General features: G+C 37.1%; 18 protein-coding genes. 2 read left to right on the forward strand and 16 right to left on the reverse strand.

The genetic code is table 11. The features are described 5' to 3' along the window. Nucleotides 1–8 precede the first annotated feature (8 nt). The 3 genes from hpf to CP367_RS04260 all read right to left on the reverse strand — a co-directional run bounded on the left by hpf (nt 9) and on the right by CP367_RS04260 (nt 2,607). Nucleotides 9–554 carry a ribosome hibernation-promoting factor, HPF/YfiA family gene (hpf, locus tag CP367_RS04250; RefSeq protein WP_013086054.1) on the reverse strand — a complete coding sequence of 182 codons (546 nt, stop codon included), beginning with the start codon at nt 552–554 and terminating at the stop codon, nt 9–11. Between the two features lie 80 nt (nt 555–634). Further along, nucleotides 635–1,330: a ComF family protein gene (locus tag CP367_RS04255; RefSeq protein WP_089146332.1), complete on the reverse strand. Its 696-nt coding sequence runs from the start codon at nt 1,328–1,330 to the stop codon at nt 635–637. Then, nucleotides 1,327–2,607 (reverse strand): DEAD/DEAH box helicase, encoded by a 1,281-nt coding sequence (locus CP367_RS04260; protein WP_089146333.1) that lies wholly within the window; start codon nt 2,605–2,607, stop codon nt 1,327–1,329. Before CP367_RS04260 ends, CP367_RS04255 begins: the two co-directional genes overlap by 4 nt. Before the next feature lie 45 nt (nt 2,608–2,652). Here CP367_RS04260 and CP367_RS04265 point away from each other — a divergent pair, with 45 nt between their 5' ends. Further along, nucleotides 2,653–3,315 carry a YigZ family protein gene (locus CP367_RS04265; RefSeq protein WP_089146334.1) on the forward strand — a complete coding sequence of 221 codons (663 nt, stop codon included), beginning with the start codon at nt 2,653–2,655 and terminating at the stop codon, nt 3,313–3,315. Nucleotides 3,316–3,349: 34 nt separating this feature from the next. Here CP367_RS04265 and CP367_RS04270 read toward each other — a convergent pair whose 3' ends face one another. The 13 genes from CP367_RS04270 to CP367_RS04330 all read right to left on the reverse strand — a co-directional run bounded on the left by CP367_RS04270 (nt 3,350) and on the right by CP367_RS04330 (nt 17,602). After that, nucleotides 3,350–4,507, reverse strand: coding sequence for a glycosyltransferase family 4 protein (locus tag CP367_RS04270; protein ID WP_005718634.1), 1,158 nt, complete (start codon nt 4,505–4,507; stop codon nt 3,350–3,352). 104 nt (nt 4,508–4,611) lie between these two features. Next, entirely contained in the window at nt 4,612–6,249 is a 1,638-nt protein-coding gene (rny, locus tag CP367_RS04275) for a ribonuclease Y (RefSeq protein WP_089143525.1), read from the reverse strand. A gap of 115 nt (nt 6,250–6,364) precedes the next feature. Next, a complete protein-coding gene (gene recA / locus CP367_RS04280) occupies nt 6,365–7,465 on the reverse strand; it encodes a recombinase RecA (protein WP_013086050.1) in 1,101 nt (366 codons plus the stop codon). A gap of 190 nt (nt 7,466–7,655) precedes the next feature. Beyond that, complete coding sequence (gene pgsA, locus CP367_RS04285; RefSeq protein WP_005718631.1) at nt 7,656–8,216, reverse strand: CDP-diacylglycerol--glycerol-3-phosphate 3-phosphatidyltransferase; 561 nt, start codon at nt 8,214–8,216, stop codon at nt 7,656–7,658. A gap of 17 nt (nt 8,217–8,233) precedes the next feature. Then, on the reverse strand, nt 8,234–9,313 hold the full coding sequence (locus tag CP367_RS04290) for a RodZ family helix-turn-helix domain-containing protein (protein ID WP_013086048.1): 1,080 nt from the start codon (nt 9,311–9,313) through the stop codon (nt 8,234–8,236). A 67-nt stretch (nt 9,314–9,380) separates the two neighbouring features. After that, entirely contained in the window at nt 9,381–10,109 is a 729-nt protein-coding gene (gene ymfI, locus CP367_RS04295) for an elongation factor P 5-aminopentanone reductase (protein WP_089146335.1), read from the reverse strand. A gap of 13 nt (nt 10,110–10,122) precedes the next feature. Then, nucleotides 10,123–11,367 (reverse strand): pitrilysin family protein, encoded by a 1,245-nt coding sequence (locus tag CP367_RS04300; RefSeq protein WP_089146336.1) that lies wholly within the window; start codon nt 11,365–11,367, stop codon nt 10,123–10,125. Continuing rightward, entirely contained in the window at nt 11,364–12,578 is a 1,215-nt protein-coding gene (locus tag CP367_RS04305; protein WP_005722708.1) for a pitrilysin family protein, read from the reverse strand. Before CP367_RS04305 ends, CP367_RS04300 begins: the two co-directional genes overlap by 4 nt. Next, entirely contained in the window at nt 12,565–14,988 is a 2,424-nt protein-coding gene (locus CP367_RS04310) for a DNA translocase FtsK (RefSeq protein ID WP_005718625.1), read from the reverse strand. The genes CP367_RS04305 and CP367_RS04310 overlap by 14 nt, the downstream gene beginning before the upstream one ends. A 12-nt stretch (nt 14,989–15,000) precedes the next feature. Next, the gene (locus tag CP367_RS04315) at nt 15,001–15,396 is read right to left on the reverse strand and encodes a DUF1149 family protein (RefSeq protein WP_005718624.1); all 396 of its coding nucleotides are present in this window, start codon (nt 15,394–15,396) and stop codon (nt 15,001–15,003) included. Then, nucleotides 15,396–15,956, reverse strand: coding sequence for a tRNA (cytidine(34)-2'-O)-methyltransferase (locus CP367_RS04320; RefSeq protein ID WP_005718623.1), 561 nt, complete (start codon nt 15,954–15,956; stop codon nt 15,396–15,398). Before CP367_RS04320 ends, CP367_RS04315 begins: the two co-directional genes overlap by 1 nt. Before the next feature lie 61 nt (nt 15,957–16,017). Beyond that, nucleotides 16,018–17,205: an AI-2E family transporter gene (locus CP367_RS04325; protein WP_005718622.1), complete on the reverse strand. Its 1,188-nt coding sequence runs from the start codon at nt 17,203–17,205 to the stop codon at nt 16,018–16,020. A 16-nt stretch (nt 17,206–17,221) separates the two neighbouring features. Further along, a complete protein-coding gene (locus tag CP367_RS04330; RefSeq protein WP_005721518.1) occupies nt 17,222–17,602 on the reverse strand; it encodes a PTS glucitol/sorbitol transporter subunit IIA in 381 nt (126 codons plus the stop codon). Between the two features lie 179 nt (nt 17,603–17,781). Here CP367_RS04330 and CP367_RS04335 point away from each other — a divergent pair, with 179 nt between their 5' ends. After that, nucleotides 17,782–18,810 (forward strand): lactonase family protein, encoded by a 1,029-nt coding sequence (locus CP367_RS04335; protein WP_057726545.1) that lies wholly within the window; start codon nt 17,782–17,784, stop codon nt 18,808–18,810. Nucleotides 18,811–18,992: the final 182 nt, after the last annotated feature.

Here is an 18,992-nt window from a genome sequence, read left to right on the forward strand (position 1 = left end):
TAACTCAATTATTCGTTAGTTTCAATTAAGCCGTAACGACCATCGTTTCTACGGTAAACAACGCTAGTGCCGTTAGTTTCTGCATCTTCAAATACGAAGAAGTCATGTTCCAACATGTCCATTTGTAAAATAGCTTCTTCTGGATCCATTGGCTTTAAGCTTACACGCTTGTTACGAACAATATCAAATTCGCTAGGCTTCTTTTCTTCTTCTTCAGGTTGTTCTACAAAGAAATCTTGTAATCCCTTTTCACGACTCTTTCTATTTACACGAGTCTTGTACTTTCTAATTTGACGTTCGAGTTTTTCAGAAACGAAGTCAATGCTACGATACATGTCATCCGTGGTTTCTTCGGCTCTCAAAACTAAGTATGGTAAAGGAATAGTAACTTCAACTTTAGCAGAGCGGTCACGGTATACTCTCAAGTTTACGTGTGCAATCACATCTTGATTCAATTCGAAGTACTTCTCTAACTTGTTTAACCGCTTTTCTACATAACTTCTCAAAGCATCAGTTACTTCAATATTTTCTCCACGAACATTGTACTTTAACATATAAGATTCTCCTTTCACCGCTATGCGGTTTTTCTTTACAAATTTATTATACCAAAAAATGTAAGCGTTTCATAACAAATCTAATGACAAATTGAAAAGCTTTCAATTTTCATTTCGGGAAAACCCTGCTGTAAACAGTCTCGCGCGTGATATAGCGTGCGCCCGGTCGTGTAAATATCATCCAAAATTAATACTTTTCCTGAAACTATATTTTCCTTGGTTTTAATATTTTTATCAATCAAAAAGCTTTGAGGCGTTTTAAGCCGTTCCTCTTTGTTTTTCTCCCCTTGGGCATGACTACCCGACTTTTTAATTAAAAACGGCGTCAGTGGCAAAATATCAGCATAAATAGCGGAAATTGTATCAAACTGTCGTCTTGATTGATGTTCAGGTGAAGTGGGCACGGGCACATAAAAGTCATAGTTAGTTTTACCCAAATAGTCATAACACAAATCTTGCAATACTTCCCGCAAAACATAATCTCCACGCCGCTTATAAGCAACCATCAAATCATGAAAAGCAGAATTATAACGATATAAAGCATGATTATGCAGAATATTTTTGCCATAAATGGCTTGCCAGTTTCGACAATCGCTACACATAAAGCCTTGACTTAGTTCTTTATCACAGCCAGAGCAGCGATTGTCTGCTAGCTTTTCAAATTGTTTTAAACACTGTAAACAAATCTTATTTTTTCGCGCTGGTTTAAAAGAAAAAAGCTGTGCAAATTGTACTGGTGGAGTAAACTCCTGCTCACATAATAAACAAGTTCTCATCTATTCATCCCCTTGATCTGCTTAATACTCTGTCGAATATTCTTGGTATAACGATGATAACAATACAAAACTAAGCCCGTTTGGTCATCGTGAGCCCGACCAACTCGACCTGCAATTTGCACCAAACTAGCAGCAGTATAAATTGCATCATCTGCTGCAATAATAATTACCCAAACATTTTTAAAAGTTACACCACGCTCTAAAATTGTGGTTGTCAACAATAAGTCATATTTATGATCACGAAAAGCCTGTACTTTTTCTAATCGTTGCGGATCTTGTGCATGAACACCGGCCAATTTAATTTTGTTTTGCAACTTTTTCCGCAAAGCTTCTTGATAAAGCGGAATTTCTTCAATCCGTGGTACAAACAAAAGCAAAGGATGACCACTTTGAATGACTTTTTTAATCTCCTGCATTAATTTAGGATGAATTTGTCCCTTCCGCAAAAACGGCCTGATAAAAAGCCTTTCTCTTGGTACAGGCAATAATCCACCATGAAAACGCCGATTTAAGCGCAAAATTTCTAACTTCCCTGTTTTAGCTTCCAAAAGCAAATCGTTCGTTGGCGTTGCGGTTAAATACATTCGAGTCCCAGTTGTTTTAACCGCATTTTTGGCCGCAAAATGTAGTTGCGGATTACCTACATAAGGAAAAGAGTCTACCTCATCAATTACCAATAAATCAAAGGCACGATAAAACTTCATCAATTGGTGTGTAGTACAAATTGTCAACTGCTCTAGCCCTATTTCCTTAAATTCACGGCCATGATACTTACCGATCTCAACTTGGGCAAATGCTGCCGAAAATCTTGGAAACAGCTCATTTACCACATCAATTCTTGGTGTAGCAATACAAGCGCGCTTTCCTTTTTTCATACATCGAGCAATCAACTGAAACAACATCTCAGTTTTACCCGCCCCAGTTACAGCATGAACCAATGTATTTTTTCTTTGTTCAAAATTTTGTACTAATTTATCCGAAATATTCTGCTGCAATGGGGTTAGTTTACCTTGCCAGCTTAATCCCCCGTTTTTAACATGAGAAAAAGTATTATTACTGTCTTTTCTAATAAGCCAATCGCCCTCATTTGCACGTCCCAAGCCAATACAACCACGACAATAATATTTACCATTAGGCAGTCGACTATTAACTTGGCTGCCACAGCGATTGCATTTACCTTTTTCAATTACTGGGATTTTGCGGCATCCCTCAAATGTGCTAGAATCCTCTTGACTAACAATCCATTGACGACCTGATAATAGAGTCAAATCTTCCATATTTTTACCTCCCTATTATCTATTACGCAAAAAGAGGCGATTATTTTGTCAGAAAAGGAAAATTTTTTAACTATTAAAGAAAACGGCACCGGTGAATTAATTATCAAAAAGAGCAGATTCATTGCCAATATTGCCCGCACCACTACTACTGATGCGGCAAACGATTTTATTCAAAAAATCTCTAAAAAATATCGCGATGCTTCGCACAATACCTTTGCCTACACGATCGGCTTAAATGACGACCAGGTCAAAGAAAGCGATAATGGTGAGCCATCAGGTACGGCTGGTGTTCCTGAATTAAAAGTATTGCAATTAATGAATTTAAAAAACGTTACAGTCGTAGTAACCCGTTATTTTGGTGGAATCAAATTAGGAGCAGGCGGTTTAATTCGTGCCTATTCCAATAGTGTCACCAATGTTGTTGAAAAAGTCGGCGTCATTAAACGCGTTTTACAACAAGAATTAATTTTTAGCGTACCCTATAACCGCTTCGATGAAGTTGATCATTACCTAAAACAGCAAAAAATTTTTATTGCCAATACCGAATACGGTGTGGATGTTAAAATTCATATTTTTGTTAACGATGACCAACAAGCTAAACCTAAGGAAGACCTAACTAATTTATTGGCCGGACAGGTTACCTTTACTAATGGTGAAAAACGCTATAATGAAATTCCTGTTGAAGCTAATAATTATCATGAACAATAAAAAGAGCATTTGGATATTTCCAAATGCTCTTTTGCTACTTATTATTTTTTTTACTCTTCAATTGATCTGGTTTTTCGTCTCCTAAGTGCCAAACTTCAATTGTTGGATCAGTCTTACTCTTTTGATTAATAATTTTCTGAATTACATGCATCAAAGGATGGTATTTTTCACCCAATAAACCAATTGATTCCACAAAATACTCTAAGGCAATCAGCAAGCCTAAGATCAGAAGCCAAGTGCCCCAAGTTGGCGAAAGCAGGAATAATAAAGAAATAAATGAGAAAACCAATGATAATGCATAAATAGTCAATACCGTCTGTCGGTGCGTTAACCCCATTCGCATCAGCTGGTGATGTAAATGATGCTTGTCTGCTTCTGAAATCGGCTTTTTGTTTAGCTTTCTCCGAATCATTGCATAAACGGTGTCAGTAATAGGCACTCCCAAAATGATAATTGGGACCAACAATGAAATAAAAGTTACATTCTTTAACCCCTTCAGAGATAAAACGGCGATCATAAAACCAATATAAAGTGCACCCGTATCACCCAAGAAAATTTTTGCTGGATGGAAATTATATGGTAAAAAGCCCAATAAACAGGCAGCTAACATAAAACAAGCAATTGGGACATATAGCTGATGAGTGTGCAAGAAGAAATAACCTACGATCCCCATGGTAGTCAGAGAGATCATTGAAACCCCATCAGCTAGACCATCAAGTCCATCAATCAAGTTAACTGCATTAGTTAAAGCTAAGATCCAAAAAATAGTAATTGGGAAACTCCACCAACCTAGATTTACTTCATGTGCGATGAATGGCACCTTTAACACATTCATTCTGATTCCAGCTAAAAAGTAGATAATCAATGAAGCGATAAAAATCCCAAACATTTTTTGTCTAGGTTTTAACTCCAAAATATCGTCGATCAATCCCGTCAAAACAATTACGCTTGAAGCGAGTAAAATCGAAAAAATTTCATGAGTCGGAAATTGCTCACGCAACAGAACAAAAGTACCGATATTAAAAGTAACAAAAATCCCCAGTCCACCAATCGTTGGCATTGGTTTCTTATTAACTCGCCGGGCATTAGGATTATCAACAGCTCCTAAGACAAAGGCAAGCCGTCGAATAAACGGTGTAATTGCCGCTGAAATAATTACTAATAAGAATAATTCAACAATAATTTTAAACATATTTGGCTACTTTCCTTATTTACTTGTTCTAATTATACAAGTAGTCAGTATTTTGCACAAATAGCAAAAAAAGTTTGGAAAAATTATCTTCCAAACTTTTTAATTTATTTAGCGATCGCCACAACTCTTTTTTCACGGATAACGGTAACCTTAATATTACCTGGATAATCAAGTTCTTTTTCAACCTGATTACGAATATCACGTGCCAAAATAACTGTCCGATCATCTGAAATTTCGTCAGGTTCAACCATCACACGAACTTCACGTCCCGCTTGAATTGCATAAGCCTGCTTAACGCCTTGGTAGCTCTTAGCAATCTTTTCCAATTCGGTCAAACGTCTAATATAATTTTCCAAACTCTCGCTTCTTGCACCAGGACGAGCACTAGAAATCGTATCTGCTGCAACAACAAGTTCAGCAATAAACGACAACTTAGGCACATCGCCGTGGTGTGCAGCAATCGCATTTACTACAACATCTGGTTCATGATATTTCCGAGTTAGTTCAACCCCAATTTCTACATGGGAACCTTCAATATCATGATCGATGGCTTTACCAATATCGTGTAATAACCCCGCGCGAACTGCTAATTTTTCATCCAAGCCTAATTCTGCAGCCATCGTGCCTGCTAGCTTACCAACTTCAATTGAATGTGACAAAACATTTTGTCCATAAGAAGTACGATATTTAAGACGACCTAGCGTCTTAACTAATTCAGGATTCATCCGGTGAATTCCCAGCTCCATCAAAGCACTTTCACCTGCTTCATAGATGTCATCGTTAACTTCTTTTCTGGCCTTATCGACCATTTCTTCAATTCTAGCTGGGTGAATGCGGCCATCCTTGATTAAGCGTTCCATCGCTCTTTTGGCAATTTCACGTCTAATTGGATCAAAACCACTCAAGGTAACAACCTTTGGCGTATCATCAATAATTAGATCTATTCCAGTCAAAGCTTCAAATGAACGGATATTGCGTCCTTCACGACCAATAATCCGTCCCTTCATCTCTTCATTTGGCAGATCAACAACAGATACAGTTGTTTCGGCAACTGTATCTGCCGCGCTACTTTGAATAGCATCCACAATGACCTGATTAGCATAATGATCAGCTTTAGCTTTTACTTCTTCGTTACTATTTCTGATCATCTCGGCTCGTTCTTTGACTAGTTCATCAGATAATTGACTAAGCACAATCTTCTTGGCTTCTTCCTCATCCAACTTAGCTACGTCATAAAGCTTTTGCCGTCTAGTTTCTACTAATTCTTCAGCCTCAGTTAATTTTGCCTTTAAGCTAGCATACTGCTGCTTTAATTGGTCTTCCTTTTGCGTGAGTCCACTTTCACGTTCATCTAATAAAGAATTCTTATGATCTAAGGTATCTTCACGTTGTTGTAAACGATTTTTCTCCCGAGCTAAATTATCTTTCTTGGAATTTAACTCATCCTCGGTCTTTTGCCTAAAATCACGAATTTGTTCTTGAGCTTCAAGAATTTTTTCTTTTTTAGTATTTTCTGCACTTTGCTTAACAGCCGCTGCTGCTTGCTTTTGTGCATTAACTTCAGCTTGTGCTGCAGCAACCTGTGCCTTAGCATCAGCTAAAATGTGGTCAGCATCATTCTGGGCATTTTGAGCTTTTTGTTCCCAAGAATGCTTGCGAATTGCATAACCAACCACTGAACCCACCAAGAGTGAAACAATGGCAGTTGCGACGGGAATCATAATTGTTAACATATTATTCATGATTACTATCGCCTTTTTTAGAATTATTCACACAACTTTTATGATAAAGAACCTATCTGTTCATGTCAATTAAATCAAAAAACCTTGGAAAATAAATCCAGGGTTTTTGACATAATTATTTAGCTTGATCAGACTTTTTATCTGTAGCAGCTTCTTTTTCTGTCTTGGCTTCTTCGCGCTTCTCCTTGATCTTTTCTGGATCTTCACGATCAGCAATTGACTTTTCATCAATCCCGTAAGCTTGACGCACTTGCTTTTGGATATCTTGATAAATATCTGGATGCTCTTCTAGATACTTCTTAGCATTCTCACGTCCCTGACCAATTCGATCACTCTTGTAAGAGTACCAAGAACCTGCTTTATCGATAATGTCCTTATCAGCAGCCATGTCCAGTAATTCACCACTTTGTGAAATTCCCTTACCGTACATAATGTCTACTTCTGCCACCTTAAATGGTGGAGCAACCTTGTTCTTAACAACTTTAATTTTAACTCTGTTACCAAGAACATCTCCTGATTGCTTAATCTGTTCAGCTCTTCTTACTTCCAATCTAATAGTTGAGTAAAACTTAAGAGCACGACCACCTGGGGTAGTTTCAGGATTACCAAACATTACCCCAACTTTTTCACGAATCTGGTTAATAAAGATGGCAATAGTCTTAGTCTTAGAAATATTACCTGATAGCTTACGCAAAGCTTGACTCATTAATCTCGCTTGTAAACCAACATGGGCATCCCCCATCTCGCCTTCAATTTCTGCTCGTGGTACTAAGGCAGCAACAGAGTCGACTACTACAATGTCAATTGCCCCACTGGAAATCAAAGTATCAGCGATTTGCAAACCTTCTTCACCAGTATTAGGTTGTGACAAAATTAATGAATCAATATCTACACCTAAAGCTTCAGCATAAGCAGGGTCCATCGCATTCTCTGCATCAATATAAGCTGCAGTACCACCACGCTTTTGTACCTCAGCTACAGCATGAAGGGCTACAGTAGTCTTACCAGATGATTCTGGGCCATAAACTTCAATAATACGACCACGAGGATATCCACCTACACCGATAGCAGCATCTAAAGCTAATGAACCTGTTGGCACTGTTGAAATTTGCGTATCAGCTTTTTCGCCCATCCGCATTACAGCACCCTTACCGAAATTCTTTTCGATTTTTTTAAGCGCTGCATCTAAAGCAGCCTGTTTTTCGTCTTTGGCCATTAATGTCCTCCTATTTTTCGTACCTAATAATTATACTTTGACCGCCGTCCAATTTGCAAGAGAAATGCAAACGAACGTTCAAAGGATTTTTTACCCTCTATTATTTATTACGCAAAAAATCGCCATTATTTTTTTACAAAATAAAAAAGAAGCAAATGCTTCTTTTAATCATTCTTGACTTAATACTATTTTACATTGAGCCCTTGAATACGCCCCATGATTGGTGGAAGTAATCGTAACCTGAGTAAATAGTAAAGATCAACGCAAGGTAAAGTAAGATAGTACCAATGTGGAAGAAGTCACCAATCAATAAGAAAATGATTGATAACATTTGGCAAGTAGTCTTAATTTTACCAGGCATCTTTGCTGCTAAAACTTGTCCTTCATTTTCTGCTAAGATCAAACGCAAACCAGTAACAGCCAATTCACGACAAACGATGATAGCTACTACCCATGCTGGAGCAAGTTTCAATTCAACTAAGAAAATGAAAGCAGTCATAGTTAACATCTTATCAGCTAATGGATCAGCAAACTTACCAAAATTGGTTACCATATTACGTGAACGCGCAATGTGACCGTCAAACCAATCAGTAGCCGAAGCAACAGCAAAAACGATAGCAGCAATAACACGACTCCAAACAACAGTTGAGCCTGCTGCTTGAACACTAGCATTCCCACCAAAAATGATGATTAACATAAATACTGGAATCAAAAAGATTCTAAAAACAGTAAGTTTATTAGGTAAATTCATTCTAACACTCCTAGATTTTAATTGTTGTTATTATTTCCACCATCATTGCCATTGTTAGTGTCTGCTGATGATTGAGTAGTAGATGATTGTTGAGTTTGACTACTTTGTTGGGTTTGTTGGCTACTTTGAGTAGTAGTAGATGATTGTTGACGACTGCTTTGATGAGTAGCACTGCTTTGAGTAGTTGTACGGCTTTGGGTAGAACTACTATTGGTTGTATTGTTATTAGTAGAGCCCGTATTATTAGAACTACTATTATTTTGACTAGTAGTTCCCTTAGCCTTACCAATCAACAAAGTAATTGTCCTGTACGCATTGTTTGCTGTATATGGGATTTTCTTACCTGCAATAGTGATTGAAGTACCATTATCGTTGCCTAAAGTAATCACTACTCTCTCTGCATTGCTTGGCAAAGTCATAGTGTGCTTTTGATTAGCAAGTAAAGTTGATTGCCAGCTATTAGCATTACCATTGACTTGTACACCTGCTGAAATATTTTGGTTTTCACCAGCACGCACAACTAGGCGACGGTTTTTATTCAAGCCAGTAACTCGGTACTCATTGTCACTAACCTTAGTAACCTTAACTTTATTGACTACTACTTTTTTAGCTTTCTTAGAAGATGACGATGATGACTTTTGTGATGAAACAGTTACATCATTATTATCAGCTTGGTTCTTTTGACCACCTGAAGAAAGACGAGCATACAAAACGTACACTACAAGAATTACGATAATTACACCAAGTCCGATCGCAATTCGTGGCAAGTAATTCTTCCACAAATTTTTCTTATTGTCGGTGGTTTCTCGTACTTCTTCACTCTTATTATCAATCGAGTTTTCTACGTACTCATCTGGCTTAGCTTCTGGTACATCATCGTGGTAATCACTTAATAACTCCTTACCATCCAAGCCAACAACTTGTGCATATTGACGAATAAATGCTCTAACATAAAAATCGCCTGGAAGTTTATCAAATTCATTCTTCTCAATCGCTTCAAGATATCTGCTCTGAATTTTAGTAGCTTTTTCAATATCTGCAATTGAAAGTCCCTTAGCCTCTCTGGCGCTCTTTAATTTATCTCCGATATCTGCCATATTTACCTCTTCAAATTTTAATTTATCATGTTGAGTATACCATAAAATTCTTATTACAACGTCTTAGTTATAAAAGCCATCCACCTGTAACATAAATTGTCTGTCCTGTTAAATAACTACTACGTCGATCTAGCAGTGTTCTAACCCAGTATGAAATATCACTGCCATCGGCCCAACGACCAACTGGGATTTCATCTTTTACCTCTTGAATCGTATCCTCAGAAAAGAATGCATTCATTTTGGTTTTAACCGCACCAGGCGCAATTACATTAACCGTTAAGTTATTGGAAGCAACTTCACGCGCATAAGCCTGAGCGAACCTGGTTAAACCACCTTTAGTTGCACTATAGACGCTTTCTAATGCACTACCTGCACCACCATAGACTGAGCCTAAATAAACTATACGACTAAAATCTCGTTTCATCAGTTGTGGCTCTAACAATTTAGTTAACTTAATTGGCACAGTAAGATTAATATTAATCAGATCAGTGATATTTGCTAATTTTTCATCACCTAAAAAACCATACTTAGTAATTCCTTGAGCAAAAACTACTGCATTAACTGGCAACAAGTTTTTAACAAAATCTGTTAACTGTGCATCCCCTGTCGCAAAATCCAACTGTAGCGACATAAAATCCTGGTCAGGATGCTTAGCAAACAGCTCTTGAACTAAATTTTCAGCTTTTTGAGAATTAGAATGATAATGCAAGTATAATGACCAACCGGCATCTGCCAAATCTCGACAAATATCTTGACCAATACCGCCAGTTGCACCAAAGACAATTGCTCGCTTCAACTTTATCAACCCCTTACTTGTTTTCTAAGTAAGCAGAACAAAGTTCACTGTCTTTCATAATCTTTTGGCAGTAGTCATAAAACTGATCAAAATTCATCGCCTGCAATTTAGCTATATTTTGTGTTAAATTTTCATGATCTAAATTTTCTTCAATTAATTCAATTGCCAAATAAGACAGATCATTACTTGTCCTAGCAGTGCGTGCTAACCATTCTTTCTTTTGCAAAATGAAGTTTTGTCTAATAAAACGGTATTCCGCTGAATTTTTCTTAATTGGTTCCGTCAATACCCTCTTTATTTCTGCAATTACTTCTTGAGCTTGAGGACTTACACCAAAAATAGTAGCAAAATCGCCCTGCCTGGTGTAATTAACAGAAATCTGCAGCGAATCCATTAACAACTGCTTTTTTCTCATTTCTTCAAACCATGGTCCCATTGCACTTAGTTTTGATTCTAACATTATTTCTAACAGAATTTGAGTCAAATCAAAGCTTAATAATACTTTCTTAAAGTTTTTAAAGCGAATTCCTAAACCAAAGGAATTAGAATTACCTCTGGCTGGCAAGACTTGATCATGTAACATGCGAAAACTAACTTGTTTTTCAGCTGTGCTTTTACCTTTCCCGTGCAAATATTTTTGCTGCAGCTTTCCTACTTGCCGCAAAATCGTTTGCACTTGATTATCAGAAAAATCACCGCAAGCAACAAATTGCATCTTTTCTGGCACATAATTAGCCTCATAAACTTGGGTCAAGTTTTTCACTGTAACTTGATTAATTGATTCTTTCGTACCTACAACTTCGATCCCTAGATTAGAATCACCAAACATATCATGCATAATCGCATTATTTACGCTCCAAGTTGGGTCATCCTGATACATGGCCAATTCTTGTTCAATAATCGGAGCCTCTTGCGCGATATTTTCCTTAGTAAAATACAGCTGCCCTACCAATTCAAACAAGAGATCGATCATTTTAGGCGTATGCTCAATTCCACTACAATAAAACATTGTTTCATTAAAAGACGTGAATGCATTAACGTCAGCACCAATATCTTCAAATTGCGTTGACAGATCACCATCTTTTTTGGCAAATAGCTTATGCTCTAAGAAATGAGCCGAACCGGCAACCTTTTGTGGATCACTACTACCAAAGTCAACAATTATACCGAAAAATCGTTGATAAAAATGTGGCTTTAAAATAATTTCGGCTTTAAAGCCTGACTGATATTCTTTTTTGATAATTTTTGGTGTCATCATTTTAAAACATAACTTTCATTAAAGAATAAATTTTGTACGAAAGCTACTAACTGCTTAGGTGTAGCTCTCCTAATTGCATTTTCACGATCAAAGTCTAAATATCCCGAGAACAATTCATCACGCAACATTTGACCCATCTGCCAGTTTTGACCGTCTAGACCAATCTTCATATTACGCAAAATTGCCTTTTTAGCCTTTTTAAATAAATCATCTTCTACTTCACCCTGAACTAGTTTACCCATTTCGGATAAAATAATTTTTCGAGCCGCTGCAATCTTACTAGGATCAAGTCCTGCACTGACTAAAAACAAAGAATTATTGGCAAAGCAGCTTGCTTCAACATTATAAGCTGCTCCCAATTGCTCCCGAATTTGCGTAAATAATTTAGATGATTGATCACCTGCCAAATATTGCGATAATAATATTCCCATTACTTGACCGCGATAATCAATACTTTGTTCTAAACCAAAGCCCATTAACAATTGAGCTTGCACATTTCCTTGATCATCCTCTTTTTCAATCAACTTTCTTTTAGCTGGAATAGTTAGACTAGCTGTTTGAAATGATTTAGTTAAACCAGTTTGTTGAAACATAGCCTGAGCTAATTTAGAAACCAGATTATTATCCCTGGTCATTCCTAAAATTTGCATTGGTACATTAGCTAAATTACGCCAATAATGCATCATAGTCGTGCTAGTCGCAGCTTTGATTTCATCTAGTGAGCCAATAAATGTCTCCGCATAATCAGGTTGATCCTGATACCACAATTTAAAAAACTGCTCCAACGCATAATTGGATGGTTGTTCAATCAGTTCTTGATATTCTTCTGCTAATTGACGTTTAGCATATTCCACCAAAGGTTCCGCAAAATTAGGTTGATTAACTATTTGTGCAATCACATTAAGAATTTCTTCATACGTATAATGTGGATCCAAAATCTCAATCGGCTCAACAAAATTGGCATAATAAGTCAAAAGTATTTCTTTACCAAAAACTTGTGGCATAATCTCCAGCTGTAAATCATATAATTCTGCCAATCTTTTTTGTTGTAAAGCAAGTGACGGATAACTTAAGCTGCTATTCATCTGTATTCGCGCTAGCAAACTAGCATAAGCTAAATTATGTTTAGTCAGCGGCAAACGCAAAAAACAGCCAATAGCGGCTGTTGTAAACTTTTTATTTTTTCTAATTGCAATATTAGTTGTGAGCATTGTTTGAATTACCTTCATTCTTTATTGGTGGCACTAAAACTTGTCGTGGCTTAGAGCCTTCAGATGGACCAACAATCCCTTTAGCTTCCATTTCATCAACAATTCTAGCAGCACGATTATAACCAATTCTAAACCTACGCTGCAACATTGACACGCTAGCCGTCTGTTGACGTCGTACTAAATCAACAGCTTGCTCATAGAATTCATCTGCTGGCTCATCATCTTTACTATCAGCATTTGATGAATTTTCACCTTTTTTAGGAATCATTGTCTCATCATAACTAACCTCTTGTTGCTTCTTAACCCATTCAATTACGCGTTCAACTTCATCACTAGCAATATAAGCACCTTGAACACGTTCAGGTTTAGATGCCCCAATTGGCATATAAAGCATATCACCACGACCAAGTAATTTTTCTGCACCTGTTTGATCCAAAATAGTCCTTGAATCCACTCCACTTGATACAGCAAAGGAAATTCTCGATGGTACATTTGCTTTAATCAGACCGGTAATAACATCAACACTTGGACGCTGAGTTGCCAAAATCATATGAATTCCGGCAGCACGTGCCATTTGTCCTAAACGAACAATCGCGCCTTCAACATCGTGACCACCAACCATCATCAAATCACTAAGTTCATCAACTACAACTAGAATATAAGGTAACGGCTTCATCACTGGTTTAGTTTTATCACGATTGTTTTCAGCAACTTTTTGATTATATTCACTCATGTTTCGCACGCCACCAGCCGCAAATAGCTTATATCTGCGCTCCATTTCTTTAACAACTTTGCGCAGTGCATTTGCGGCTAGCTTAGCATCGGTCACCACAGGGATCAATAAATGCGGCACACCATTATAAACTGAAAGTTCGACCATCTTTGGGTCAATTAAAACTAATTTAACTTCTTCAGGCCGCGCCTTCATTAAAATACTGGCTAAAATTGTATTAATCGCTACGGACTTACCAGAACCAGTTGAACCAGCAATCAATAGGTGTGGCATCTTAGCTAAGTTGGCAGAAATAATGCTTCCAGTTACATCTTTACCCAATGGTACATCCATCGGATCGCTTTTGGCTTTATTATCTTGATGTTCCATCACGTCTTTGAATGAAACAACAGACGTTGCTCGGTTAGGTACCTCAATTCCGATAAAGGGCTTACCAGGAATTGGTGCTTCAATTCGAATATCTTTAGCCGCAAGCGCCAAAGCCAAATCATCCGCTAAGTTTACAATTCGACTTACCTTAACGCCAACAGCTGGCTGGACTTCATAACGCGTAATAGTTGGTCCTAAAATAGCTTTTTTAATAATCACCTTAACGCCAAAACTCTTAAACGTTGATTGCAAAACTTGGGTATTTTTCTTAATTAAATCACGGTCAGTACTCTGATCAGTCGATTTAATTGGATCAAGTAAGCTTAAAGGTGGCATCTTATAAGCTTTATTGACTGGCGCATCAGTTTTTAGTTCACCATGATCGACATCGGCTAATTCCTGCTTTAACTTTTGATCATCTTCCGCAAAAGAATGTGACTTAGGTAGTTCCTTTACCCCGTCATCATGTTGTGGTGCAATTTGAATTTGTGGTTCTGGATCAGGTGTGGTCTCTGGCTCAACTTCTACGTCTTCAGCCGTCGGCGTTACATCGTCATCAGTTGGATCGGCAGGGTCAAAGTCTGCTACATTAGGAAAAATCGGTTTATCGTCATCAACTAAATCTTCGTCTTGTTCCTCTTTTTTCTGACGCCGCTTTTCCAAAACGTCATTATATTTATCTTTGACCTTTACCCCAGCTTCTTTATTCTTTTTGATGAATAATTGACTAACTGTCTGGAATTTTTCGATAATTGTTCTAAATTTAACATCAAAAAACATCAAAATTCCAATTGGCAGCAATAAAATAGCAAAAACACGGACACCGATTTGCCCTAGTAGTGGATAAAAAAGTTGATAAGCTAATGAACCAATTAATCCACCACCAATGCTCTCAGTGACTCCAGCACGACCAAACTCCGCAGCCATTGCATGCCAAAAAGAATTCAGGAAATTACTGTTAACTAATTCATGTTCAAAATACAAGTTACATTGAATTAACAGAATTCCCAAAAAAGCGATTGCTAACCCCAAGCTACGCTTAATTGTTAAGTGAATCGGTTGATTATAGATTAAATTTACTAGGCCAAAAAGTCCCAGTAAACCTGCCGCAAACAAATAGGAATCCCCGAAGAACATTCGAATCAAATTTGCAATTTGCTTACCCAAAATACCGAAACGGACAAAAGCTAGCCCCGCTATTAAAATCAAGACTAAACCACAAATACTCCAATTAAGATTTTGCTTTTTGTTTGCTTTTCGCTTATTGTAGCTCTTTTTGGCCTTTCTTTGTTTCTTTTTTGCAGGCATGTACTCACCTGATTAATTATCGAATTCAGCCTTGAAGTTCAAGTTAACCGGCTGACCCAAAGTTAATTGGGTTGTTTCATAGATCAAGGTCTCAAGTTGCTCAACTAATGGTCGAGTTAGTAACTGCCAATCTGAATTACTAATGTCAGAGCCATCACCATGGTAATCTTTTAATTGCACGATTTGATGAATCAAGCCGCTTGCTTCAAACATAGCTGGTGCAGGAATTACATCATATTGAATAGCAACATCATAGTAACTACCATTTTCTTCTGAATGCTCATCGTCACCGCTAACATCTAATTTTCTAATTCCTGGTCTAACGTCACTAATTGGTTTGGTATCTTCATCAACTAAATCATAATGAAATGCCTGTACGATAATATCTGTCTGTTTTTCAAAATCCATTATTTATTCTCCCCTAGATTACGTTCATATCTTTCAGGACGATCATAGTCATCTTTTAACTTGTCATTTTCATAATGATGGGTTGTTTCCATATTAGGAAAACCTTGCTGGCGTAAAGCTTCTAGCAAAACCATTGCTACAGAATTAGACAAGTTATAGCACCGAATGTTATCAGACATTGGGATACGTAAATTACGGTCATAGTATTCACGCATAAAAGTTTCTGGCAAACCAGTTGTTTCTTTACCAAAAACAAAGTAATAATTCTTGTTAGGATCAGTATAATCGACTTGTGCATAATTTTTTGATGAGAATTTAGAAATTAAATACATCTCATCATTAGGCCCTAAGGTCTTCAAAAAGGCATTCAAGTCATCATGTCTGCGTACATCGACCTTGTCCCAATAATCAAGACCTGCTCGCTTCATTTTTTTATTATCGATTTGAAAACCAAGTGGTTCAATCAAATCAAGGACAGTGTTAGTCCCCGCACAAGTACGAGCAATATTACCAGTATTAGCTGGCATCAATGGTTCATACAAAACTACATGATTAGTCATTCAAAAAACTCCTTATCAAAAAAGCGTAGCTTTTAAGCCACGCTTTAAAACTATCTAGTATTTATTCGCTTTCGTCATGATCTGCATCCCCCGTGGTCGAAGAAACAGCATTCTCTTCAAAGAGTTTAGACTCTCTTCGATAATAATTGTACACGCGAGACACAATAATCTTCAAGATCGCATAAATTGGAATACCGAAAACTACACCCCATAAGCCCCAGACGGCACTAGCACCAATCAAGAGTAAAATTGTTGTAATTGGGTGCATTTCCATTTTATTCCCCATTACCCATGGGCTAAGAATTCTTGATTCAATTGTTTGTTCAATAGCAAAAACAATTAAGACCTTAATTAACATTGAACCTGAAGTCATAATTGAAATTACAATTACAGGAATCATTGCTAATGGTGTACCAAAGTATGGGATTAAGTTCATAAACCCAGCTAAAATTGCCAAAGCCACGCCATATGGTAAACCAATTAGAATGTAACCCAATGAGAACATCACACCTACCCAAAAGGCAACAGTAATTTGACCACGGACATATGAAGCAACAGCATAGTTAATATCATATAATAATTTGCTAAAACTAGGTTGCCACTTTTCAGGTGCAAACTTGGTAATATATGGCCGCAGTTGATGACCATCTTTTAACATGAAGAATAAAATAAACGGTGCAGTTAACAAAGTCATAGCCACCATTGTAATAATGCTGACGGCAGATGAAATATTGCCGATAGTTGCATTGATGGTACTTTGTCCAGATTTAAATAAGGTCTTCTGCGTATTATCAATCATGCCTTTGATACTGCCTTTAAATGAATGTAAACGCGGATCTTGCAACGCATTTTGTGTTGCATTAACCGCATCATTCCAAATATGAGGCCAGTTCTTTATCAATGAATTAATCTGATTCTGTGCAATTGGAACCAAGATATTAATAATCCAAATTAATGCGACAACTACTAGTAAGAATAAAACTATAATTGTCACCACTCGCGGAATCTTAAATTTTCTTTCACACCAATCAACAACCGGATTCATGATATAGTACTGAATTACCGCTAATAATAATGGCGGTAAAATTGCACTAAAGAAGATCCAGGCAGGATTCAATACAAAAGATACTTTATTAAAGACCCAAATAATTAAAAAGAATAGCAGGACGTTTAATAAAACAATACTAAAACGATTATCTAAGAACCATTTTTTAAAAACAGTTCCACCCCTATGTTGGTTATTTTCCATCTATTCATCCTAATTTTTAAATGTGTTCATAAACAATATCATCATCAACCTTAAAATTAGGTAATGGTTGATCAATATCCGGATCAAAGTAGATCGCATTAGCAAGTGGCGTCTTAGAAACGGGACGGTTAAAGAACAAGGTTGCGTGTCCCAATGCCTTCATGTTGCTCTCTACCATCGGACCAACATAGTTTGCAACATAGGTTTGACCATCAACAGTGATTGTATCGCCTTTTTTAAAAACAAAACCACTAACTGGCGTCTCAGTACTGAATTTTTGAATGACAGAAACGTCTTCCAAATCCTTATTAGCACCCTCGCCAAATAAAATTACCATGCCATCTTTATTATCGACGGCCTTTTTACCAATTTTTTTAATATTTGCAATCCATTTCATAATATAATCTCTCCTTAAAAATAATTTTAGCATAAGAAAAGCTGCTTAAAAACTTAAGCAGCCCAAAATCGGCGATTATTTTTTGCTCAACAGGAAATCGTGTTTTTAAGCGTCTAATCCGCTTTCATGCTATACTTTATTTTAGACTTATTTTTATTTAGAGATGGAGGCCCACATATATGAAGGTTTTAATCGGAGGTTACACCAAAAAAACTTCCAAAGGGATTTATGAATTACCTATTACCGGTGCAGCAAATGATGCCCGTTTAGGCAAAGCTGAGAATATTATTAGCGTTGGTGGTCCAACTTATTTCCGAAAAGATGGTAATTTAATTTTTACTGTTAATAACGCTGGCGATAAAGGTGGAATCAGCGTCTTTCAATTAAGTGATCAAGGCGCAAACGAAGTTGACCACTATTTAACTCCAGGCTCTTCGCCAGCTTATGTAGGAATTAACCGCACCAAAAAGTTGATTTACACTGCTAACTATCATACTGCTGTCTTGTCCGTTTTCCGCTACAACGACAGTGGCAAGCTCGATCTAGTTGATACTATAACTCACAAAGCTGAAACGTTGGGTCCGCGTCCTGAACAAGTTGACGGTCCTCACCCTCACTTCTTTGATGAAACCCCAGCTGGTAACTTGGTTAGTTGTGATCTAGGCAATGATACCGTTGATTTTTATAGATTAGAAAATGATCAATTAAAACACATTGCTCAATATAAGTGCGAAACTGGCTTTGGTACACGTCATATCGTCTTCAGTAAAGATGGCAATTACTTCTACGTTGTCGGTGAACTTTCTAGTCAAATCAATGTCGTTAAATTTAACGAAGACACTTGGGACTTTGAAAATATTGCTACTTATAAGACAATTCCTGCTGATTTTACTGACCATAACGGAGCTGCTGCCTTATATATTAGTCAAGATGGCAAATATGTTTACACTTCCAACAGGGGACATAATTCAATTGCTGTCTTCAAAGTTAACGACGATCATACTTTGAGCCTGGTTCAACGTGTATCCACTTTTGGTGACTTCCCTCGTGATTTTAATTGGGATAAAGATCAGCGCTACGTCGTTGTCGCTAATCAAAATACAGATAATGCTACTCTTTACACAAGAAACGCTGGTACTGGTAGCCTAACTCCTATTCAAAAAGAAATTTCCGTACCAGAAGGCACTCGCGTTCTTTTCACCAAATAGTAATTAACATTAGTACCAAAGTCATGGCGCAATAGAACGTCATGGCTTTTTTATTCCTACAACTTAAAGTAAAATAGAAATAAATGAAACAAAATATAAGTCATGTGGTGATAAGTCAATGTAAATTGTAAATTTTATTTTTAATTAGTTTGTGTTAAAGCCAAAATTTGCGTGCATGAAAC

This window comes from Lactobacillus sp. UMNPBX16, from assembly GCF_002553775.1.
GTDB classification, from domain to species: Bacteria; Bacillota; Bacilli; order Lactobacillales; family Lactobacillaceae; genus Lactobacillus; species Lactobacillus crispatus.